Below are 22549 nucleotides of genomic sequence, written 5' to 3' on the forward strand. Positions count from 1 at the left end.
GGCGCAGCCCCTCCTCGCGTCTTAGGCTTGAGCCCGTGGATGGGAAAGTATCGACGAGTACGCGCGTATTGGGCCTCCTCATCGAACTTCTCGGCGCGGAACGTCCTCGGACGAAAACACAACTCAGGAGACTTCCGGGCTATGTCGGACTCGGGGACGCGGCCTTTGAATCACAGTTCCAACGTGACAAGGCCGCTTTGCGTGAAGCCGGGGTGATCCTCGAGATCGTGAACGCGGGCGCGGAGTCCTATCGGGTCGACCCCGCTTCTTTCCAGTCTTCACAGGCTTCGCTTGATGCCACGGATGTTGCACTGATCCAACTCGCTGTTTCAGCCTGGCAGTCTGCGGGCCAGGATCTGTACACGATCGGACCGAAGATCGCCGCTTCCAGCTCAGCACAGGCAGAGGACACTCCGCTTTTGCCTCTTGGCCTTGAGGGTGCGGAAACGGTCGCGAAAATTGTCGAAGCGATTGAGGAACGCAGAGTGATCGGCTTCGACTACCGTTCAGAGTCGGGCTCTTTCGAAAGGGCCGTTGAACCGTGGAAGCTCATCATCAGGGGCCGAGCCCTATACCTGTGGGGCCGTGATCTTGATCGTGAAGATGAGCGCGTGTTCCGCTTGTCCCGCTTCAGATCCGAGGTCGAGTTCCTGGGCGAAGCCCAAGACGCGGCCCCCATGCCGAAGGACCTCGACGATCCTTTCAAGCAGCTCATGGTCTCACCCGTCATGGCGCTTCGCAGCGGCGCAGCTCAACGGGTCAGAGCCTTCCTCGAGTCTGTACACGAAGGCGATGAGGACGGTTGGGAGCAGGCGATCGGAGAGCCTGGCGAAAAGGGGGAGTGGATCTCAAGGATCTTGAACGAGGGCGAAGACATCGTCCTCCTTGAACCTGAGGAGCTTCGTGAAGAGCTGTATCAGCGCCTTGTGAGTGCCGCGCAATGGGGGAGCCATGCCTGAGCTCGTTCCCATCACGATTTCCCGACTCATTTCCCTGGTCGCCTGGATTTGCGAGCATCCGGGTGTGAGCCTGGGGGAAGCGGCTGCCCATTTCGGACGTACCCGCAAGCAGATGAAACGCGATATTGAAGCGATCGGCTCAGTCGGAGATTCACTGCCGGGACAGTCTTTCGAGATCGATTGGGATGCCTACGCCACCGAGGACAAGCTCCTCGTCCACTCGAATATGGGGATCAGCCTGCCTCCGCGTTTGACTGCTCGTGAGGCCACGGCGATCCTCGTCGGCCTTGAAGCCCTAGCCCCGAACCTCGATCCGGATTTGCGCGCCCGCATCCCCAGAACCGCGTGCCAGGTGCGCGCCCTCGTCAACTCGAGCGAGGAAACGACAACTCAGGACCCTCTTTCTCAAGAGGAGCCGCAGGTGGGAGAGGCTTTCCCGTTCCTTACACCCCAACCGGACACTGATCTGTCCACTCGTCTTGAAACTGTGGCGGAGGCGATTTCGACTCGCCGCCCGCTGTCTTTCACCTACACTCGCGCCGATGGGCTCCGATCACACAGGCGCGTCGACCCCTGGGAACTCAGATTCGAATCAGGCGGGTGGATGCTGCACGCCTGGTGTCACGACGCCCAGGCCGAAAGGGTTTTCGCGCTGTCAAGGATTGATGACCTCCTCACCGAAGAAGGACGCTCCCAGCTGCGCAGACACACCACCGTCGAAGCTCTGAGCAGGATCGAACTTGAGCTCGGCCCCGGCGGACGCTGGGTGGGCGAGGAGTTCGGGGAGGGAGAACCAGTGGACACTCCCCATGGCTGCAGGGTCACGATCCCCGTGTGGAACCCCGCCTGGGTTGAAAGCCTTCTCATTGATGTGTCACCCGTTGTGATCAGCGCCCCAGACAAGCTCAAACGCCAGGCGGGGCTAAGGGCCCGAAGAATCCGTGAAGTATGGGACGAGTACGCCCGGAAGGAGGCGCAATGAGTCCGAAACGTCGACGCGCCCACGCCCCCTCGCATGAGCCCGCCCAGGCGCCGGAACTATCAGCCGCCGAAAGGATGGCGGCTTTCAAGAAGGCCATGAAAGTTGAACGCTCGCAGCGTTTCGCCTACTCCGAGGGCCTCGACTTTTCTCTCGACGATTTCCAGATCCAGGCGATGGACGCCCTCGAAGCTGGACGATCAGTGCTCGTTGCAGCGCCCACAGGTGCCGGCAAGACCGTCGTCGGCGAATTCGCGACGCACCTGGCCAGGACGCGAGGGAGACGCTGCTTCTACACGACTCCGATCAAGGCCCTGTCGAATCAGAAATTCCTCGACTTGCGTGCCCGCTATGGCGAGGACGAGGTTGGCCTGCTCACCGGTGACACCTCAATCAACCCGGGCGCACCGATCCTCGTCATGACGACTGAGGTTTTGCGCAACATGATCTACGCAGGCAGTGACCTTTCAGACTTGGAATCGGTGGTGCTCGATGAGGTCCACTATCTTGCCGATCGTTTCCGGGGCCCCGTGTGGGAGGAAGTCATCATCCACCTGCCCGCTGATAAGACGATTATCGCCTTATCTGCGACCGTCTCGAATGCGGAGGAGTTCGGCTCGTGGATCGCGCAAGTGCGCGGCGGATGCGAGGTCGTCGTCTCTGAAGTCCGTCCCGTCCCCCTCTACCAGCACATGATCGTCGGGCGCACCCTGTACGACCTGTACGAACCGGGCAGGAAAGGGAGCGTCGAAGGACGATTGAATCCCGAACTCTTGGCCGCAGTGAGCCCCCACGCTTTACAGCGGGGAGGACGGGGAGCGAGGAATTGGCAGGCTCGCGGCCCTGCTCGTCCGGAGAGCGAATCGAGGCCCTCGACCCTCATAGCCCTTGAACGCGCAGGACTCCTACCGACCATCACCTTCGTGTTCTCCCGAGTCGGCTGCGAGGCCGCAGTCGAACAGGTCATGCGCGCGGGCATTGTGCTCACCAGTGCCGAAGAGGCGCGCCTCATCCGCCAGGCGATTGAGGAAGTGACACAGCTGATCGCGCCCGAAGATTTCGCTGTCCTCGGTATTGCGCATTGGGCGAGCGCCCTCGAACGCGGGGTGGCGGCACACCACGCGGGAATGCTCCCACTGCTCAAAGAGACCGTCGAAAAACTCTTCGCCCGCGGCTTGATCAAAATGGTGTACGCGACGGAAACCTTGGCCCTGGGAATTAATATGCCGGCCCGGTCCGTTGTCATTGAGTCTTTGACGAAGTGGAATGGAGCCGAGCATGTGCGCCTGACACCGGGGGAGTACACGCAGCTTTCCGGTCGGGCCGGGCGCAGGGGCATCGACTCCGAGGGGCACAGCGTCGTCTTGCATCGTGGCACGGTCGCCCCCGAAGAACTCGCCTCCCTTGCGTCGAAACGCACCTATCCTCTCATCAGCGCATTCAAACCGAACTACAACATGGTCGTGAATCTTCTCGATCATTCGACACGTAAGTCGACAAGGGATGTGCTCGAGACGTCTTTCGCGCAATTCCAAGCCGATGGTCAAGTCGTTGAGCTTGCGACTCGGGCAAAACACCTTAGAGGGGAGCGCGACTCGATCGGACAGAACCTTGTGTGCGAAAAGGGTGATGCCCAAGAGTACTTCCGCTTACGCGACGAACTCGTCCTCGCACAAAAAGCGGCTTCGAAGAAAAGGAATCAGACGCAGAGGAGCGCTGATTCTCAGCTCCTCTCAGGACTCGTGCCCGGCGATGTCATCTCCTATGGGAAGGGCCGGCGCAAACTCTACGCGGTCATCGCATTCCGGGAGAAGACCGCGATCGGTCGGGTCGCGACAACAGTTGTTGGCATGGACGGCAGATTCCACACTCTTGCCCACGGTGACGCTTCCACCGGCGCCCAGCATCTCGCTCACCTGAGAATCAGTGGGGGATCGGCTTTGCGTCGGAACAAGGAGCGCATGAGGATCGCCGAAGAGTTGAGGCAGCTGGTGCGTTCTGGGAACTTCAAAGCTCTTTCATCCCAAACGCTTCCTTTCGACAGCGCCGAGGTGGAGCGCCTCGAAGCCGCCTTGCGCGCTCACCCGGTGCATCAGTGCCCCAAGAGGGAAGACCATGCTCGCGCCGGCCACCAGTGGGCGAGAATCGATCGGGAGCTCAGGAAGCTTGAAGAGTCGATTGATCGGCGCACGAACTCGGTCGCCAAGCACTTCGACCGGGTGTGTGATGTCCTCGAAGATTTGGACTTCCTTCGGGGCGATGAGGTGAGTGAACGCGGTCAAATGCTCCGCATGATTTTCGGCGAAAGAGACCTCATTGTCATGGAGGCGATATCGCAGGGCTGCTGGGATGATGTGACTGCCCACGAGCTTGCCGCGATCGTGTCCACCTGCGTGTACGAGTCTCGTTCAGAGGAGGCGAGCCTTGTTCCCCCAGGTCTTCCCGCCTCCCTCCTCAAGGCCTGGGCACAGACTCTTCAGGCTGTCGACAGGGTTCATGCCGCTGAGAAAGCTCATGGCGTGGAGGCTTCCCCACAGCCCGATCCTGGCCTGCTCGCCCCCTGCCTTGCCTGGGCACACGGCGCTTCGCTATCGACTGCGCTCGCCGACGATGAGATGCAAGGTGGGGATTTCGTCCGCTGGATCCGACAGGTCATTGATCTGCTCGACCAGATCCGCGGACTTGAGGATCCGGTGCTCTCAGCGAAAGCGAAGCAGGCTCGTGATCTTCTCGTCCACGGGGTGGTGGCATGGTCCGCCCTATGAGGCTCTTTCACCGTGATCTGTTCCTCAGTGCTCTTGCCGGTTGGGGCGTGTGGGCGAGTTTCCCGAGCCTGTCTGTGTGGTGGGCGTTGATCCCCTCGCTTGCCCTGTTCTTCTCGCGGGTTGATGGGCCCTCCACCTCTCGTTCCCTGCTCAACACCCTGGTTTTCGCCTCATGCTGGTGGCTGCCTCTTGTGCATTGGGTGACGCTTGCGACGGGCGGGTGGCTTCCCTGGGTGGCTTTGGCTGCGACGCAGATCCTCCAGATCCTCGCTTGGACGCTGATTGCACGTCTTTGCCGTGTGTGGGCTTGGGCGAGGACCCTGCCCGGACAGGCTTTCGCCTACGCCCTGACTTGGGTGGGCGTTGAGCAGTTCCGTTCGCATTACCCCTGGTCGGGATTCCCCTGGGGAAATATTGCGATGCCGCAGGTGGATTCCCCTTTGGGGCACCTGGCTCCCTGGGGAGGCGAGGTTCTGGTCTCCGCTAGCGTCGTCGTGCTCGCTGTACTGGTCCGCAGGGTGTTCTCCTTGCGCTCCGGTTCAGATGCGGAGCATTGGTATACGAGGCCGCTGGCCCTGCTCGTGGGAGCCGGGGTGTTGTGCGCAAGTGCTTTCCTTCCTCTTCATACCGCGCAAGAAGCTGGTGCTGTGAAACTCGGGGTGGTTCAAGGAGATGTTGAACTTCCCGGAAACCAGACCTTCGGCATTGAGGGCAAGGTCGCTTCGAATAATGCGGCTCAGACCTTCTCCTTGGCTGAGAACGGGGGAGAGGTCGACCTCGTCATCTGGGGGGAGACTGGGGCGGACCGGGACCCTCGCGCCTCGACTCGTGTCGCCCAGATCCTTGAAGAATCTGCGACGAGGGCGCAGGCGCCGCTCCTTTTCGGTTTTGCGAACACCATCGAGGGTATGCGTTGGAACTGGTTGGGCGTGTGGAACGTGGGGGAGGGGCTTGATTCTTCCACCCTCTATGCGAAGCAAAAGCCCGTTCCTTTCGGCGAGTTCATCCCGTATCGCTCGTTCATTTCGAAGCTCGCGACCGAGGCCGCGCAGGTGAGTGTGGATATGGCTGCGGGCAGCGAGCCCGGCGTGATGAGGGTTCGTTTGCGTGACGGGCGAAGTGTTCCTCTTGCTGTTGGGATTTGTTTCGAGGCGGGGTATTCTTCGGTGTTTTCCGAGGGCGTGAACTTGGGCGGGCAGATCCTCATTGAGCCGTCGAATAACTATCATTTCCGTTCTTCTGCAGAGTCACTTCAGCAGGCGCAGCTCATGCGTTTCCGGGCGATGGAGTTTTCACGTTCAGCGGTTCAGGCATCGACGACGGGAGTGTCGATGGTGATTCGCCCTGATGGGGCGATCCAGGCGCAAACGGAGCCTCAAAGCGCTGCCTGGCTCACAGAGAGCGTTCCTTTGAGGACGAGCATCACTGTGGCTGCGCACATGGGTGAGCTTCCCGCACAGATTGTGATGGTGTTGACGGGTGTGTTTCTGCTCGTGTCCCTTGGTCGGTGGAGCGCAGTGCGTCAGGGGCACAGGAAGGCTCGAGCCCAGGGACGTCGAGGGGCACCCCAAGAGCTTCGGCGACCACGAAAGAGTGCTGAGAGTGCTTAAGGGGCATTGTCAAGCCCGCTCTTCGACCACAAAAGAGCGTTTGAGAGGAACGGAAAAGCGCGCTTGAAAGAACTGTGAGAATTGAGCAGTCGATGGGTGTCATGCAGTTCAGGGGCACGACACTACGCTTGGCGGCGACGACAAGAGGCTCGAAGGTCGGGAGGAAAAGACCTCTCGGGGCACGAAAGTACGCACGACAAGCGCATTAAGGCGCGTTCTTTGGCCATGGGAGAGCTCTCGACGATCGGGAAAGCTCTGGCGATGGCTGTGAAGAAGGGCCTCGGGCAATGCCCGAGGCCCTCTCACAGATAGATAAAGGATTCACCCCTTGCGGTAGTGACCCTCGGGGCGCAGTCGTCCCTCACGCAAGAGCGTCAGCTGCTCATTGAGGACGACCTCAAGTTCTTCAAGGGAACGACGTTCGCAGAGCATATCCCAATGAGTACGGACCGGCTTTGCGGGCTTGGCCTCCTCGTCCTCGGGAGCCTCACCGATGAGTTCACCTTTGGCGCCGCAGCGGCATTCCCAGTTCGCGGGCGGAGCGGCTTCGGTGGAGAGCGGAACTTCGAACTCGTGGCCGTTCGGGCACTCATAGCGGACGGTGTAGCGCTCCGCGAAGACGACTCCGTCCTCGGATTCCATCGACTTTGCACCGATCTGCATTCCTCGAAGCGCGCGATCCGCCATGGCATACTCCTTGCAAGCGTAGAGCTGAACATGCGCAGTCTAGCGGATTCTCCCCCTCCCCATCGATCCGATAATGTACATTATGTCAGAATGGCGGGAGAGTATTGAGGATCACCCCGACTCGCGCCGAAGTTGCCACTTCCACCATGCTCATCCCCTCCCGCCCTCGTACGATGAAAAGCGGAAAGAATCGACTGGATCAAAAGGAAAAAGGCGCGTGCGTTCCACACCCGAACATGTCACCCCGGCAATGGTCGCGCCCAAGCGCTCCGGCCTATTGGAGATCCTCCTTGTCGCGGCAAGCGCCCTCGGATACTCCGTGCTGTGTTACATCGCTCCGGTCACACCCACACGAGCCTTCCTCAACGCCTACGACATCCTTCGAATCGAAGATGCCCTCGGCATTGATATTGAACTCGGGCTCAACCACTGGCTGCACTCCCATGAATGGATCGCTCAGCTTTCAACGAGCTTTTATTCCATTTCCTTCTTCCTCGTCACCTTCGCCTCACTCACTCTGATGTGGAGACTGCGCCCCGAGCGTTACCGCTTCGCACGAAATGGCCTCTTCATCATGACAATCGGCGCGATGATCACCTATTGGACCTACCCCCTCGCACCCCCCAGGCTCTTGTCGAACCTTGGATATGTCGATGCCGTGGCGACCCAATCTGCGATCGGTTCCTCCTACTCCCAAGCGGCCGCTTCCCTGGCGAATCCCTATGGGGCGATGCCCTCCATGCACACGGGATGGGCCCTGTGGGCTGCAATCGTTCTCGGAGCTTTCGTTTTCAAGCGAGGGTGGCAACGCCTCCTCCTCGCGCTCCACCCCCTCGCGACGATCTGGATCATCATTGCGACCGCGAACCACTACGTCCTCGATGCTGTAGCCGGAGTCTCCTACTGCCTCGTCGGCCTGGCGCTTTCCTCGGTTCTCATGTCGTATCTCTCTGTCAAATCTCAGCCCTCCACGAGCGGCGCGCCCGAAGAGGCTCGCCTCAGCGATACCCTGAAGGTATGAAGTTTGGCGTAGATTTTGGCACTACTCGCACGACCCTCGCCCAAGTGGACAGGGGCAACTACCCGATCGTGTCCTTCGTGGATTTGTGCGGCGATGACCGCGACTACATCCCCTCGATCGTCGCATACGAGGACGGGCACCTGAGCTTCGGCTTCGACGCCGAGGAGGCGGCCCTGTCCGGCGCCGAGCATCTGCGCTCTTTCAAACGCCTCCTCGCAGACCCTGGGATCTCCCCCACCTCGACTCTGCGGCTCGGCAATCGTGATTTCCAGATCGTCGAGGTCGTCACCCGCTTCCTCCATTACGTGGCGCAGATGGTGCGTGAGAACTCCTCCGTGCCCCTCCCCTCCCCCGATGAGCCCCTGGAAGCGGTCATCGGCATTCCTGCGCACGCATGGTCCGCGCAGCGCTTCCTCACTCTCGAGGCTTTCAAGAACGCCGGATGGACCGTCCTCGAAATGCTCAACGAGCCCTCTGCAGCGGGCTTTGAATACACGCATCGCCACCCCGGCACCATCAACTCGAAGCGCACCTCCGTCCTCGTCTACGATCTTGGCGGCGGAACCTTCGACGCCTCCCTCGTCGAGGCGAAGGGAACCGCCCACTCGGTGATTGCCTCGCGCGGTGATAATCTGCTCGGCGGCGACGACTTCGACCTCGTTCTGGCGCAAGAAGCCGCGAAAGCAGCCGATATCAGTCCCGCTGAACTCGGTGAGAAGGGCTGGATGCGCCTCATTGAGGATGCTCGCCTTGCGAAGGAGGCCCTCTCCCCTCAGAGTCGGGCGGTGGCTCTCGAGGTTGCGGGCAAGGCCGTGCGCGTGCCCGTCACCGAGTACTACGAGGCTGCGAAGCAACTCGTCGACCATACTCTCAAGATCCTCGACCCCCTGCTCGTGGACGGCCCCGATGGTGGGCGCGTTCTGCCTGAGTCTGTTGCCGGGCTTTACGTTGTTGGCGGCGCCTCCAGGCTGCCCCTGGTTGCGAGGATCTTGCGGGAGCGTTTCGGCAGGCGAGTGCATCGTTCCGCACTATCAGGTGGCTCGACCGCGATCGGCCTAGCGATTGCAGCTGACGAGGGTGCAGGCTACTCCGTGACGGATCGCCTTTCCCGCGGCGTTGGAGTCTTCCGTGAGGTTGACTCTGGGCAGGCTGTCTCCTTCGATCCGCTCCTGGGCCCCGATGCGAGGTGGACTCCTGGAGAATCGACGGTGCTGACGAGGCGCTACCGGGCGGCCCACAATATTGGCTTCTACCGTTTCGTCGAATACCGAGCCGTGGACTCTCAGGGGGTCCCGAGGGGCGAGGTTGCGCCCTGTGGTGAACTGCTCATGCCCTTCGCTCAAGAGCTCAGGGATCCCAGGATCGACCTGAGTCGCCAGGAGATCCTCAGAACCGAGGAGGGGCCTCTGATCGAGGAGCGCTACCTCGTTGATGAGAACGGCATTGTTGACGTGGAGATCTCCGATCTCGACACGGGCTACACGGTTCGCGCAACTCTGGGCCGCTAGAGGCGCGCGCACTCGCGCATACTGTCAGCTCTGCTTGAGGTATTCGCAGTCGCGCAAAGGGGGTCGGCATTCCGTTGGGAAGGCCGACCTCCTTTCTGCGCCGCCCTTCGAAGCAGGCCGTGACCTGTCCACAAGTCGAACGCTGCTCCTTGGTTCTTTGAGGAAAGCCCAGGTCAAAGTTTGAATCGTCCGACTTTCGCCCCCTCGGTGTCCGACTTGTGGCCTCACTTGGTGGGCTTCCTGTCCCCCAATCTGTTCAGGCGTGGGCGAGCTGGGACACGCGCTGGGGGGAGATTCCCATCATGGAGGCGACATCTCTGAGGGGCAGGCCATCTTCGCGCATCGCGGCGACGGCCCTGCGTGACGCGCTGGCGGCTTCATGTTCTGCTTCGAGGGCCTCATGGGCACGTATTTTGTATTCATTCACGAGGTCGACGTATCGGGCGTCGGTGACCTCGTAATCGATGATGAAGTCGGATTCGGGCCGTCCAGTCATCAAGGAGGCAGCGTCGGCGACCATGTCGTTGATCTGGTCGAGGCGCTTGGCCTGGGTGCCGAACTCGGTCCCGTCCACGCTGAAGGTCACCACCCACCAGCCGTTGCCGCGTTCTGCGGTTGCGTGAATCTGCGTCGTCATCGTCCTTCCTCCTTCTTTAGGGCCTGCTCGCATCGCCGGATGATTGCTCGGGCGAGTAACTCGTCGACTTCCCGGTGTCGGGGAAGAGGTTCTTGCCAGGGGCCGATCTGGGCTTTTGAGTGTCGGCCGCCTTCGGTCAGTGTGAGGGTACGCCCGTAGCGGTTGGCGATTCGCCTGAGTTCTCGCTCCAAGTCTCTCCGCTTCACACCGGAAACTCTAGCCGCATTGCTCACTGTATTCAAGGGGTGTTGATTATGGTGGTGTTCGCCTCTCAACTTCCCCTTGTATCGTGCGGGAGGCAGATATGAATGTGAATACTGGCGCAGGGAGTGTGTGAAGGCGTGTGGACAATAAGCATCCGGAAAAATGAGCAATTCCTGAGGGATGAGTGAACGCTAAAGCCCCTCAATAAAGGAGTGGGGAACCCTGAGGCAGACTTCAACTCACAGAGGAGGGCGCGGGGAGCCGCTGAAAGAAGGGGGAGCGCGAGGGGTTAGGAAGCGCGAAGGTTGAGAAGACGCGAAGATTCAGAAGGCGGGAGGGGGTAGGAAGGCGCGACGGGTCAGAAGACGGGAGGAGGCAGGAGCCGCTGAAAGAGGGAACAGCGCGAAGACTTAGGAGGCACTGCGCTTGCGCCGACGACGCTCCGCAAGCTCATCAACAGGCTCGCCGCCGAGCCTTTCGATCGGCAGATCCGCGAGGGTCCCTTCGACCTCGCGCCAGACGCGACCCACGGCGATCCCGAAAACTCCCTGGCCGCCTTGGAGCAGGTCAATGACTTCGTCGGTCGAGGTGCATTCGTAGACGGAAGCACCATCACTCATAAGGGTGATCGAGGCGAGGTCGTCCACTCCCCTGTCCTGGAGCTGTACAACGGCGGTGCGGACCTGTTGAAGGGAGACTCCCGTGTCAAGGAGTTTCTTCACGATCTTCAAGACGAGAATGTCTTTGAAGGAGTAGAGCCTTTGAGAGCCTGAGCCGCGCGCGGCGCGCACGGAGGGTTGGAGTAGGCCTGTGCGGGCCCAGTAGTCGAGCTGACGGTAGGTGATGCCGGCTGCGGTGCAGGCCACGGGACCCCTATAGCCGAGGTCATCGCCCTCAAGGCCTTCAAGAGGGTCGCCGAAGAGCATGGCCTGCCGCGTTGCGGCTTCATGGGGTTCGGCGCTCACTGAGCACTCCTTTGAGAAACGATCGACACCGATTTGGGATGGTGACTTCACGCTAGGCGCTTTGCAGGTGTGGGTCAACGAACCACGCGGAAAGTCTGAACTTCAAGTTCAAGGTGAAGGTTGTTATGTTCCCTTGACTTGGAGCTGCGCCAGGCTCGCCCGCAGCAACTCACGATGCAACTCGGCCAAAAGCTCCCCACACTCCAAGATCCTGGCATTCGCACGCTCAGCATCACCCGAACGCACCCTCGAACGCTGAGAACTCACAGTCTGATCGACAATATCGGCACTACGCTCCGCGCCAGTACGCACCGAACGCAAAATCCGCGCATCGAAACCCGCAGCCTCAAGACGCACGAGGATCTGAACGATCTGAACAGCCCGAGCAGGGAAATACCCCGCAATATCCGGGGAGATCAAACCAAAACGGACATAACGCTCTAGGCCCTCAAGATCCACGCCAGTCAGGTCCGCAAGGTCCCTCGCCGAAATCGGCCGACCATTCGAAGGAGTGACAATCTTTCCCTCCGAAGCGACGACGCGGGCGTGACGGGCAAGCTCGGCCTCGTGCCCGGCGTCGAGGGCGCGAAGCTGATCCCCGATCACCTTCAAAGGGGTGAAGGAATCACGCTGCGCGCTCAGCACGAAGCGGAGGCGCTCAATATCGGCGCGCGAATACTTCCTGTATCCCGAGCCGGAGCGCGCAGGAGAGACGAGCCCCTGCTCTTCCAGGAAACGAACCTTGGAGAGGGAGATCGCGGGGAACTCGGCCTTCAACTCGGACACGACCTGGCCAATCGACAAGGAAGGAGTGCGGTCCACTCCCCTTGGCCAAGGTCCGATTTCACTCGCCGATGCCTCCTCTTTCAGGAGCTGGCTCTTCGCGGGTGTGCTCATGCCGTCCTAGGCGAGGGCTGATAGGTGAGACGGTACTTGCCGATCTGAACCTCATCGCCGGTGTTCAGGCGCGCCGAATCCACACGCTCGCGATTAACGTAGGTGCCGTTCAAAGATCCCGAGTCACGAACAACATGCCCCCCGTCCACGGCGATGAACTGGCAGTGAGAGCGCGAAACCGTGACATCATCAAGGAAAATGTCCGATTTCGGGGAGCGACCGGCGCTGGTCGCTTCCGCGTCGAGAAGGAAGCGCGCTCCCGTGTTCGGGCCGCGCTGCACGATGAGGAGCGCAGACCCCGCCGGAAGAGCGTCAACGGCTTCACGGTCCCGTGCCGACAAGGGCATTGTGGTATCGCCCGACTCATCAACGGGGCCGATACCGAAGACGCATGTGGCTGTCGGATCGAACTCCTGAGACTTGTCCATCGAAACTCCCCTATCCTTCGATGCGGTACTCACCGATTCTAGACGTTTTATCAGCCGAGTACTCATTCAGAGTGAAGATCTTCAGTTACGGGCGTCGCGAATTGTGGTTGGAGCACTGTGGCGACGGACTCAATCCTGAAATCGGGATTCTCCATGATTGACACCTGCGCACCTTTCGCCCGCATTTGCGCGGCTGAACCCGCTTGGATCTCTAAAGCGGTTGAGATCGTCTGTGAAGCTCCGATCGCCCGCCAATCGTAGGGTGAAGAAATCGGTGTGCCATCGACGAGGATCTGGCCGCCTGCTCCGACAAAAGCGGATCGTGTAGAAAGACGGATGCCATTCAATTCGATCGCTTCTGCCCCGGCGTTTCGCAATTCTCCAAGAGTCATGACGAACTCGGTGGCGCTTAAAGCCCCCTCGGGGTCGGAAACCCTCATGATGACGCCGGGCCCGTGCACGGGGACGGCCCCGGCGTTGATGCGGGCCTGGAGTTCAGCGGCTTGAGCGGCTTCGGCTTGGGCTTCTTGCTCATTGGCGGCGGATTCGAGTTCAGCGACCTTGGTTTGCAGGTTCGCCCTTTCGAGGCGCAAAGCGTTCTCCTGCGCGTTCAATTCGGACAGGAGCACCACGAGGTCTTCTTCACTTAATGATTCAAGAGGGTCGGATCGCTGGGCACGGACCTGGGTGACGAGCGCAAATCCGAGGAGGACGCAGATGAGCAGGAGGAGCAGGTGGATTGCGCGCGGAGCTGCGAAGATCGCTTCGCTCAGTCGCGTGAGGAAAGGGATTTTTCGAGGGTGTCCCGTCCGGGTGGGGGTCGTGTCTTCGCTCATCTCAAGCCTTGAGGATCAATCGGCGGATGGAAGCGGTGTTGGAGAAGATTCGGATGCCGAGGACGACGACGACGGCGGTTGTCATCGCGGAACCCACTCCCAGCTGGTTGCCCATGAGGACGAGGAGGCAGGCGACGACGACGTTCCAGAAGAAGGAGGTGATGAAAACTCGGTCGTGGAAGGCGCCTTCGAGCCACGCTCGGGCTGCGCCGAAGAGAGCATCAAGGCCTGCGACGACGGCGACGGGCAGGAAGGGCTGGAGCCAGCTCGGCACCGTCGGGTCGAAGTAGAGGCCGAGGAGGATTCCAACGATGAGGCCGATGATCGCGGGCACCTTAATCTCCTTTACCGGTTTCGAGTGGCTTGGCCTCGCGGGTTGTACGCAGGTCAAGGGCGGGCAGATCAAGTGTGGAATCTCCGGCCGTTGACAGGGTGATTCCGTTGATGGACTGGGCGCTGGAGAGGAAATCCCCGGTTTGGTCGCGAACGAGCGCGACAGAGAGGGCGTTCGCGTCCCCGATTGCGCTGACGAGGTAGGGCGATTGCACGGGAGTGATGTTCACGAGGATCACTGAGCCGGCTGTGCGGATGAAGGTTCCCGGGCCAACGCGAATACCGTTGATGGCGATCGCTTCGGCTCCCGCGCCCCACAGGGCGTTGACGACGACGTTGAGGTCGAGGTCGCGCACTCGTCCTCTGCCGCTTTTCGACAATGCGGCGGCGGATTCTGAATCTTTCAGGGTGACGACGAGGCCGGGGCCGGACACGGGCGCGAGGGAGTTCGCGACGAGGAGGCCCGTATCGAGGCTCGAGGCGCCCCCTTCTTCACCGGTTGCAGTGTCGAGGCGTGAGGATAGGGATTGGACGTCGTCTTGTAGCGAGCCGACGATCCTTTGTTGGGATTGTGCGCGGTCTCGAAGATCGTTGACGACGTCATGCGCGGACGCAGTTCTCAGTGAGGTGATTGCTGTGACGGAGGCGAATCCGAGTCCGAGCGCGAAGAGGAGGACAAGGACGCGCTGCCACCAGTATTGTTTCGCCTCATGTCCGGCGTATTCCGTGTATCCGGCGTCGAGGGGGTTTGCGAGGAGCTGGGTGAGCAAAGACATTGAGGCCGCAGGGTCCACTGGAGCCCGGTCATTTTCGGGAAGCTCTTTCCCGTGAAGGTCCTTGCTGTCTTTGCTGTCTTTCATTTCACGCCCAGCGCTCCTGGACCCTCACTCGCCGCTTCGCGTCGTCGAGGTGTTCGATCATGAGGCGCCTCAAGGCGGGGGCCGCGTCCTCGTGAGAGTCAAGCCATTGCGAGACCTGCTCGACGAGGTCGTTGAGGCTCGCCGGGTTTTCGATGTCTATTCCGCTGAGGAGGGAGCCGTTGACGAAACGGATCGCCAATCCGATCGTGTGCGAGCCCCAGAACTCTTCCATCACTTCCAAGGCCCGCCCCACGATCGACTCGCCCGACCAGGTCGACAAAGCGAGGCCTTCGAAAGCGGCGCTGAGGTGGTCGTTTGAAACTTCAGGGGAGGTGATGAGTTGCCATGCGGCTTCTCGTTGTTCGCCCCGTGGGATTGCTGCGAGTGCTCGGATGCGATGCGCCGCAGCCTCCCCGCTCGGATGCGCTAAGAACCAGTGCTCAATGTCTTGTGGTGAGGCTTCGTCGCGGGCGGCGAGGGCGGCGCGGGCGAGCCAGCCGCTTTGGGAGGAGTTGTGTTCGGCGAGCTCGCGGACGAAGAGGAGCGTCTCCTCTTTTGCTGCGTGGGGGACCAGGGGGAGCATCGCCTTGACCCAGGGGCGAGCACGATCAGCGCTGAGGGTGCGGGCAAGGCGGATCGCAGTCCTCGACAGCTCGTGGATCAGCGGGGCACGTTTCGAGGAGGGCAGGTAGGAGGTCATCGCGCTTCGGGCCATGGTGACGATTTCGGCAGCGAGGGAGGCATCTTCTTCGTCGAGGGCACAACGCATTGCCGAAAAGGCGAACTTCTCCGGGTCGAGGAGGCCATCGCGCACGGCGTTCCACAGGGATGACCAGACGACTGAACGGGTCATCAAGTCAGGACAGGTGGAGATGAATCCGAGGGCGAGCTCGGTAGAAGAAGAATCCAGGCGCGGCACCGCATAGGTGAGGTCATTGTCGTTGACGACGACGAGATCCATGTGCGAGCGACCCCCCGAAACATTGAGGATCCCCTCAGGGTCGATCGGCGCTTCAACGCCGTTCATCCGCACGTCAAAGGAATGGGTTTTCTCGAGTTTCCCTCCCCTTAACGCCCAGGTCGACACTTCGAGGCGGTGGGGGCATTGGCCAGGCTTTTGAGCTTCGTCACGCAAGGTGAAGTCGAAGACGCGACCGCTGAGATCCGTTTGCCAGGAGGCTGAAAGGATGGCGGGGCCGCTCGTCTTCAACCAGGCTTCGACCCACCCGGAAAGGTCGTGAGAGGAAGCCTCTTCCAAGCAGGAGATGAGGTCTTCTAAGCGGGTCGAAGAGTAGGCGTAACGCGTGAAGTACAGGCGAGCACCTTTGAAGAAAGCGTCTTCGCCGACCCAAGCGACGAGTTGGTTGAGGACCGCAGCGCCTTTCGCGTAGGTGATCCCATCGAAGTTCGTTTTCGCCGCTGCAACATCGGGGATATCGGCATCGATCGGGTGGGTTGTCGGCATCTGGTCTTGTTCGAGGGCCCAGGCTTTGCGTCCGACGACGAAGGCGGCGCGTTCCCCTGCGTATTTCGTTGCTCTGGCTGCCGCGATCGCTCCTTGGTTCTCGGCGAAGGACTCTTTCAACCACAGGCCGTCCCACCATTGGGGGGTGACGAGGTCGCCGAACCACATGTGGCACATTTCGTGGAGGATCGTGTTGGCGCGGCGCTGGCGTTCAAAGAAGGTCGGGTGTTCGCGTGAGAGGTAGGACTCGTTGAAGGTGACGCAGCCGGGGTTTTCCATGGCGCCGAGGTTGTATTCGGGGACGAAGACCTCGTCGTATTTCCCCCAGGGGTAGTTGCTTGCGTAGACCTCGTGGAAGAAGTCGAGGCCCGCTGTGGTCACTTCGAGAATATCTTCGGAGTCCATTGAGGGGGCGAGGGCGCTGCGGCACATGAGGCGCAGTGGAACTTCGATCTCCTCGCCGCCGGGGGCTCCCCCTTTCCACACTCCCCCGTCGACGACGGCCCAGTCCCCCGCGACGAGGGCGGTGATGTAGCTCGACAGGGGCAGAGTCTGCGCGAAAACGTGTCGCACCCCGTCTTCGATCGCCTCGGTTGAGACTTCCTGGCAGTTCGAAGCGACAATCCAGTGGGTGGGGGCATCAACGGTGAAGGACCAGCGCGCCTTCATATCGGGCTGGTCGAAGCAGGGCCAGGCCCGGTGGGCATCCTGGGGTTCGAATTGCGTGTAGCAGTACACCCGAGCGTCCTCGGGGTCTTCATAACGGTGCAAGCCCTCGCCTGTGCGCGAGTAGCTGTAGTCGGCATCGACGGTGATCGTGATTGGCGTGCCCGTGGGAAGATCCTCGAGGGCGAGTCGTTCCTCGTCTTGATGGAATTGCCGTACGTGACCGTTGACGCTGAGCGAGGTCACGGTCCCTGCGACGTCAAGGAAAGTTGAATCCTGTGCGGCGGTGAGGTTGAGGGTGGAGCGAACCTGGAAAGTCGAGGCACCGGGAAGATCTCCGCCGCGCACATCGACGTGCACGGCCACCTCGTCGAGGGCGATGCTGTGTGCTCGCTCGTGGGCTTCGGTCCGGGTGAGAACTCGCATGTGTCGAAGTCTACGTATTCATGGGCGCTGCCGCTGGTGCGCAGCCAGCGGGTCGGGAGTGTCTGGGCGCTAGAGTGGGCCCATGACTTCTGTCGTTGACATCCGCCCCACAGTTGAACCACTCCCCCTTTCCCAGGCCCTCCAGGGCCTGAACGTCGAGGCATTCCTTGATGCGCGCGGCAACGCCCTTTCCACCTCCCAGATTGACGAGCTGAAGGTTAGTGGCGCCACCGTCTCCTCTTTGGATTGCGAAACGGGGTGGGTTTTCGTTGCCATTCCGGGACTCACTCAGCATGGAGTGCGTTTCGCCGCCGCCGCACAGGCCAACGGGGCGAGTGTCCTTCTAACGGACGTTGAAGGAGCTGAGCTGGCCCGCCAGGCGGAGGTTGACCTTCCGGTTGTGGTGGTCGCTGATCCTCGCAGCGCCGCGGCCCTCGTTTCGAAGAACATCTACGGCTCGCCCGCTGAGAAGCTCAAGACGATGGCGGTGACGGGGACGAATGGGAAGACAACGACCTCGTTCCTCATGCGCGCAGCCCTCGGCATCGAGTTCACGGACCCGGCGATCTGCGGCACCGTTGAAACTCGCATCGGTGACCTGCGTTTCCGTTCGGATCAGACGACCGCTGAATCTCCGGTCGTTGAACGGCTCCTCGCTTTCACCCTGGAGAAGGGCCTGGGTGCAGCGGTCGTTGAGACCAGTTCCCATGCTTTGAGCTTCGGGCGAGTTGACGGCATTGTTTTCGACGTCGTCGCCTTCACGAACCTCCAGCACGACCACCTCGACTATTACGGGGAGATGGAGAACTACTACGCGGCGAAGAAGATGCTTTTCACTCCCGCCCATTCCAAGCGGGGCGTCGTGTGTGTGGACGATGAATGGGGACAGCGTCTAGCTAAAGAGGCGAGCGTGCCCGTGACGACCGTCGCCGCTTTGAGTGAGGAAGAAGCCGATTGGACGGTCCGCAATGTCCACCCGGACCAGGGGCTTGGGAAGATCGTTTTTGAACTCGTCGACCCTCAAGGTCAGGCTCACCCGGTCGCCATGCCGATCCTCGGTGAGGTGAATGTGCAGAACACGGCGGTCGCGATCGTGGCTGCTTTGAGCCTCGGTTATGACACGGATGAGGTGATTGCCGCCCTTGAAAGGGCAGAGCAGATCCCGGGGCGCATGCAAAAGATCAACCCCGAGCCGCGTAACCAGCCCCTCGTCATTGTGGATTATGCGCATACGCCGGAGGCACTCGAGTGGACGCTGCGTTCGACGAGGGACCTCACTGTCGGCAAGCTCGTCATTGTTTTCGGCACGGATGGTGACCGTGATGTGTCGAAGCGCGAGGTCATTGCCGGAATTGCGGCGCGTGAAGCGGATGTTTTGTGGGTGACGGATGAGAATCCGCGTACTGAGGATCCACAGTCGATTCGTGATTACCTTATGCGGGGGATTAAGAGTGTGCGCCCGGACCTTAATAATGTGACGGAGGTGATAACCTGCCGCCGGGATGCTGTGAGGAAAGCGATTCTTGCAGCTCAGCCTGGTGACACTGTCATCATCACTGGGAAGGGCTCGGAGTGGTATCAAGACATTGAGGGCATTAAGCACGAGTACAACGATGTGCCCGTCGCCCGCGAGGTCCTCACTTACGATTTGCGTTCTCACGTGTGACATCTGGCGGAAAACCGCCCGATGAGGCCCACTCCTTGGTCATATCACCCGCCCTCCGATTTAGGATGGGCGGGTGATTGACAAGGATCTGCCCATGGATGTCTCTCTTGACGAGGACGCCGAGCTTCGTGCCAGCCAAATGAGGCACAGCCTCGACATGTTCGAACTCGAAGAGGAAGACCTTGCTCTCCTCGACTCGGAGGGTGTTTTCGACGCCGATGAGGAGAACATGGCGGGCCTGCCGGTCCTCGCGATCGTTGGCCGTCCGAATGTCGGCAAATCGACCCTAGTCAATCGGATCATTGGTCGACGAGAAGCGGTTGTCCAGGACACTCCGGGGGTGACTCGTGACCGCGTCTCCTACCCTGCCGAGTGGGCGGGCACAGCGTTCACCGTGGTTGACACGGGTGGCTGGGAGGTTGATGTTAAGGGCTTGGATCGTTCGGTCGCCGAGCAGGCGGAGATTGCCGTCGATTTGGCGGACGCGGTCCTCCTCGTCCTCGATGCGACGGTCGGGGTGACCGCTTCGGATGAGCGGATTGTCACGATGCTGCGTTCGAAGGGCAAGCCCGTTGTTTTGGCTGCGAATAAGGTCGATTCGCCTCAGCAGGAGGCTGATGCTGCTTACTTGTGGAGCCTGGGCATGGGTGAGCCGTATCCCGTTTCGGCTCTGCATGGGCGCGGCACGGGTGATTTGCTTGACGCGGTCCTTGAGGTCCTCCCGGAAGAGTCCGCGGTCGCTGCGAAGATGCCCGAGGGCGGACCGCGCCGCGTAGCGCTCCTGGGCCGTCCGAACGTCGGCAAGTCCTCCTTGCTCAACGCTCTGGCCGGTTCGGAGCGAGTTGTGGTCAATGAGTTGGCCGGTACGACTCGTGATCCGGTTGATGAGCTGGTCGAGCTTGATGGCGAGTTCTGGTGGTTCGTCGATACTGCGGGTATTCGCCGCAAAATGCATCGGACGACAGGCGTGGACTATTACGCGTCGATCCGCACGCAGGCCGCTTTGGAGAAGGCCGAGGTCGCCCTCGTCCTTTTTGATGGCTCTGAGCCGCTGACTGAGCAGGATATTCGGGTCGTGCAGGCCGTCGTCGATGCTGGTCGGGCTCTTGTCATTGTGAATAACAAGTGGGATCTTGTTGACGAGGAGCGCCAGCTGGCTTTGCGTGCTGAGTTGGAACGTGAGCTCGTGCAGATGTCGTGGGCACCGCGCATTAACTTGTCGGCGAAGACTTCGTGGCATACGAACCGGATCACCCGGGCGTTGAGGACTGCTCTTGAGGGGTGGGAGACGCGTATCCAGACTGGTCAGCTCAATGCTTTCCTCGGTCAGCTTGTTGCCGCTCATCCGCATCCTTTGCGTGGTGGGAAGCAGCCGCGTATTTTGTTCGGCACTCAGGTGTCGAATCGTCCGCCGAGGTTCGTACTTTTTACGACGGGGTTCCTTGATCCGGGCTACCGGAGGTTCATTGAGCGTCGTTTGCGTGAGGAGTTCGGTTTCGAGGGCACTCCGATTCAGATTTCAATGCGGGTGCGTGAGCGTAAGAGGAAGTGAACTGGGGCAATGCTGAGCTGGGCGACGATGGATTCCCCTATTGGGGCTTTGCTTCTTATTGGGAGCGATCGGGGCCTTGTACGAATCGCGTTTGAGCAGGAGGGTTTTGAATCTGTTCGCCTTCGCGTCGCCCAGGTGCTTCACGAGGAGATTCACGAAGATGCCACTCCCCTGCTTGACTTGGCGAAGCGCCAGTTGACTGAGTATTTCGCGGGTAAGCGTCAAAGTTTTGATCTGCCTCTTGACCGGTGTTTGTCGAAGGGTTTTTTTGCCGAGGTTCAGGCGATTCTCTCCACGATTCCTTTCGGAGAGACGATGAACTATTCGCAATTGGCTGCCGCGGCCGGGCACCCGAAGGCTCATCGCGCTGCCGCAAACGCATGTGCGGCGAATCCTTTGCCCTTCATTCAGGCGTGTCACCGCATCACCCGCAGAGACGGGTCCTTCGGCGGCTACCGGGGCGGCGTGGAAGCGAAACAGTTCCTTCTGGATTTTGAACGGCAAGGGGCTTCTTCTGCCCTCTGAGCGTGGGGCGCTGCGAGGCTGGGGTGAATGTCCCTCAGGCGTGGGGCGTGGCGCTTTCTGATCCAAGGTCGTGTCCTGCGTCTCCCTCATCGTCGACACATCCAAATGCACCTTATGGCGCGAGGTGCTTTCTGACCCGGCGTGGCCGATCATCGCCCCCTACCTGAAAGGTCTTAATGCACCTTATGGCGCGAGGTGCTTTCTGACAGTTAAGGCTGAAGAGCTGGCAACGGCTAGGCGGTCTTAATGCACCTTATGGCGCGAGGTGCTTTCTGACCATATTCATAGTAGTATTGGCAGGCTACATAGATGTCTTAATGCACCTTATGGTGCGAGGTGCTTTCTGACTCAGGCCGACATTGTTGGCCAGATTACTCGTCTTGTTGTCTTAATGCACCTTATGGTGCGAGGTGCTTTCTGACGCAAAGTATGGTTATTGGGGGATGGTAGCATCTCAGTCTTAATGCACCTTATGGTGCGAGGTGCTTTCTGACTTTTCGACGAAGTGATCAAGTGGGCTTAACCGCCGTCTTAATGCACCTTATGGTGCGAGGTGCTTTCTGACTCGCACCTCATTTACTGGAAAGGAGGTAGCTTATGGTCTTAATGCACCTTATGGTGCGAGGTGCTTTCTGACTTATGAAGGGGTTGCGGGAACCATCGCCAATGAGTCTTAATGCACCTTATGGTGCGAGGTGCTTTCTGACATGGACAGCGAAGACCGTCAGCTCGCACACTCTGCATGTCTTAATGCACCTTATGGTGCGAGGTACTTTCTGACACCTCGGGGAAAACCCGGGAGAGGGTGGATACGTATAGTCTTAATGTACCTTATGGTGCGAGGTGCTTTCTGACGCCGCGAAAAGCCCAGCGACCCCACCCCCGACCCCCTCGCGTCTTAATGCACCTTATGGTGCGAGGTGCTTTCTGACGGAAGCATGCAACCCATTTCCACACATGTGGTCGTCTCGTCTTAATGCACCTTATGGTGCGAGGTGCTTTCTGACCAGATATATGAGCTCACGCCGAGCAGGCTGACGGTCTTAATGCACCTTATGGTGCGAGGTGCTTTCTGACTCCACCCCGAAAACACCGCCTCTGAGCAGGCAGAACATTCGAGTTATCGCCACCGACCTGAAAAGCACCAACCAAGTCGTCCAGCACCACCCCCATTAAAGCACATATGCCCAGGTCATGGGGTGATCGCCACCGAAGCGCTCAGAGCGCGTTCGTCCGCCGGATCTCAACGTGTTCTTCAGGAAAAGTCGGTCTGTTCGCGAGAAACTCGGCACACGAGGAACAGGAAACGGGCGCACAGCTGACTCTGAGTGACGACCCTACGCAGCCAGGGCCCAATAGAGGGAGAGCCCATTGAGAGCGCCTCGCCCCAACACAGTCCAAACACGGGATACCGGCAAGGAAGTGTGGCATCGACCCGGACTTTTCGTTGATCTGACCGCGTAAAGTCGCGTTCCCCATAGGGGTGGGGCCTATATGAGCGGGTGAGTGTTGACAAGCGCCCCAAGTGCCCGATCTGCCGAGCGCCGATGAACGCGAACG

At 60.3% G+C, this 22549-nt stretch carries 19 protein-coding genes and 1 CRISPR repeat array; of the genes, 9 read left to right on the forward strand and 10 right to left on the reverse strand.

Going from position 1 to position 22549, the window contains the following annotated elements; translation table 11 throughout:
- The first annotated feature begins 35 nt into the window (after positions 1-35).
- The 4 genes from JFX23_RS09615 to lnt are packed head-to-tail and all read left to right on the forward strand — an operon-like array spanning position 36 to position 6313.
- The gene (locus JFX23_RS09615; protein ID WP_198776361.1) at positions 36-959 is read left to right on the forward strand and encodes a helix-turn-helix transcriptional regulator; all 924 of its coding nucleotides are present in this window, start codon (positions 36-38) and stop codon (positions 957-959) included.
- The gene (locus tag JFX23_RS07420; RefSeq protein ID WP_198776362.1) at positions 952-1941 is read left to right on the forward strand and encodes a helix-turn-helix transcriptional regulator; all 990 of its coding nucleotides are present in this window, start codon (positions 952-954) and stop codon (positions 1939-1941) included. Before JFX23_RS09615 ends, JFX23_RS07420 begins: the two co-directional genes overlap by 8 nt.
- Positions 1938-4703, forward strand: a complete 2766-nt coding sequence (locus JFX23_RS07425; RefSeq protein ID WP_198776363.1) for a DEAD/DEAH box helicase — start codon at positions 1938-1940, stop codon at positions 4701-4703. The genes JFX23_RS07420 and JFX23_RS07425 overlap by 4 nt, the downstream gene beginning before the upstream one ends.
- Complete coding sequence (lnt, locus tag JFX23_RS07430; protein ID WP_233050674.1) at positions 4700-6313, forward strand: apolipoprotein N-acyltransferase; 1614 nt, start codon at positions 4700-4702, stop codon at positions 6311-6313. Before JFX23_RS07425 ends, lnt begins: the two co-directional genes overlap by 4 nt.
- A 321-nt stretch (positions 6314-6634) precedes the next feature.
- Here the strand turns inward: lnt and JFX23_RS07435 are convergent, their stop codons facing one another.
- Entirely contained in the window at positions 6635-7000 is a 366-nt protein-coding gene (locus JFX23_RS07435) for an RNA polymerase-binding protein RbpA (protein WP_198776365.1), read from the reverse strand.
- Between the two features lie 217 nt (positions 7001-7217).
- Between JFX23_RS07435 and JFX23_RS07440 the strand changes: the two genes are divergently transcribed.
- Together JFX23_RS07440 and JFX23_RS07445 are read left to right on the forward strand one after the other, a co-directional pair.
- Positions 7218-8021: a phosphatase PAP2 family protein gene (locus tag JFX23_RS07440; RefSeq protein ID WP_198776366.1), complete on the forward strand. Its 804-nt coding sequence runs from the start codon at positions 7218-7220 to the stop codon at positions 8019-8021.
- Positions 8018-9529, forward strand: coding sequence for an Hsp70 family protein (locus JFX23_RS07445; RefSeq protein WP_005963686.1), 1512 nt, complete (start codon positions 8018-8020; stop codon positions 9527-9529). Before JFX23_RS07440 ends, JFX23_RS07445 begins: the two co-directional genes overlap by 4 nt.
- Before the next feature lie 256 nt (positions 9530-9785).
- Here the strand turns inward: JFX23_RS07445 and JFX23_RS07450 are convergent, their stop codons facing one another.
- From JFX23_RS07450 to pepN, 9 genes are all read right to left on the reverse strand, one after another.
- A complete protein-coding gene (locus tag JFX23_RS07450; RefSeq protein WP_005963688.1) occupies positions 9786-10166 on the reverse strand; it encodes a hypothetical protein in 381 nt (126 codons plus the stop codon).
- A complete protein-coding gene (locus JFX23_RS07455) occupies positions 10163-10372 on the reverse strand; it encodes a hypothetical protein (RefSeq protein WP_321780286.1) in 210 nt (69 codons plus the stop codon). Before JFX23_RS07455 ends, JFX23_RS07450 begins: the two co-directional genes overlap by 4 nt.
- 408 nt (positions 10373-10780) lie before the next feature.
- The gene (locus tag JFX23_RS07460) at positions 10781-11335 is read right to left on the reverse strand and encodes a MerR family transcriptional regulator (protein WP_198776367.1); all 555 of its coding nucleotides are present in this window, start codon (positions 11333-11335) and stop codon (positions 10781-10783) included.
- 123 nt (positions 11336-11458) lie between these two features.
- Positions 11459-12232 (reverse strand): transcriptional regulator FtsR, encoded by a 774-nt coding sequence (gene ftsR, locus JFX23_RS07465; protein ID WP_198776368.1) that lies wholly within the window; start codon positions 12230-12232, stop codon positions 11459-11461.
- Positions 12229-12660 (reverse strand): FHA domain-containing protein, encoded by a 432-nt coding sequence (locus tag JFX23_RS07470; RefSeq protein ID WP_198776369.1) that lies wholly within the window; start codon positions 12658-12660, stop codon positions 12229-12231. Before JFX23_RS07470 ends, ftsR begins: the two co-directional genes overlap by 4 nt.
- Before the next feature lie 62 nt (positions 12661-12722).
- Positions 12723-13496: a DUF881 domain-containing protein gene (locus JFX23_RS07475; protein WP_198776370.1), complete on the reverse strand. Its 774-nt coding sequence runs from the start codon at positions 13494-13496 to the stop codon at positions 12723-12725.
- A gap of 1 nt (position 13497) precedes the next feature.
- Positions 13498-13830, reverse strand: coding sequence for a small basic family protein (locus JFX23_RS07480; RefSeq protein ID WP_005963696.1), 333 nt, complete (start codon positions 13828-13830; stop codon positions 13498-13500).
- 1 nt (position 13831) lies between these two features.
- Positions 13832-14689, reverse strand: coding sequence for a DUF881 domain-containing protein (locus JFX23_RS07485; RefSeq protein WP_198776371.1), 858 nt, complete (start codon positions 14687-14689; stop codon positions 13832-13834).
- Position 14690: 1 nt separating this feature from the next.
- The gene (gene pepN / locus JFX23_RS07490) at positions 14691-17246 is read right to left on the reverse strand and encodes an aminopeptidase N (protein WP_198776372.1); all 2556 of its coding nucleotides are present in this window, start codon (positions 17244-17246) and stop codon (positions 14691-14693) included.
- 82 nt (positions 17247-17328) lie between these two features.
- Here pepN and JFX23_RS07495 point away from each other — a divergent pair, with 82 nt between their 5' ends.
- From JFX23_RS07495 to JFX23_RS07505, 3 genes are all read left to right on the forward strand, one after another.
- Complete coding sequence (locus JFX23_RS07495) at positions 17329-18912, forward strand: UDP-N-acetylmuramoyl-L-alanyl-D-glutamate--2,6-diaminopimelate ligase (protein WP_198776373.1); 1584 nt, start codon at positions 17329-17331, stop codon at positions 18910-18912.
- Between the two features lie 94 nt (positions 18913-19006).
- The gene (gene der / locus JFX23_RS07500) at positions 19007-20464 is read left to right on the forward strand and encodes a ribosome biogenesis GTPase Der (protein WP_233050684.1); all 1458 of its coding nucleotides are present in this window, start codon (positions 19007-19009) and stop codon (positions 20462-20464) included.
- A gap of 27 nt (positions 20465-20491) precedes the next feature.
- Positions 20492-20989, forward strand: coding sequence for a methylated-DNA--[protein]-cysteine S-methyltransferase (locus JFX23_RS07505; protein ID WP_233050675.1), 498 nt, complete (start codon positions 20492-20494; stop codon positions 20987-20989).
- A gap of 99 nt (positions 20990-21088) precedes the next feature.
- Positions 21089-22066: a CRISPR direct-repeat array (repeat unit 37 nt; unit sequence GTCTTAATGCACCTTATGGTGCGAGGTGCTTTCTGAC).
- Positions 22067-22549 lie beyond the last annotated feature (483 nt).

It is taken from the genome of Schaalia cardiffensis (assembly GCF_016405145.1).
Taxonomy (GTDB): domain Bacteria; phylum Actinomycetota; class Actinomycetes; order Actinomycetales; family Actinomycetaceae; genus Pauljensenia; species Pauljensenia cardiffensis.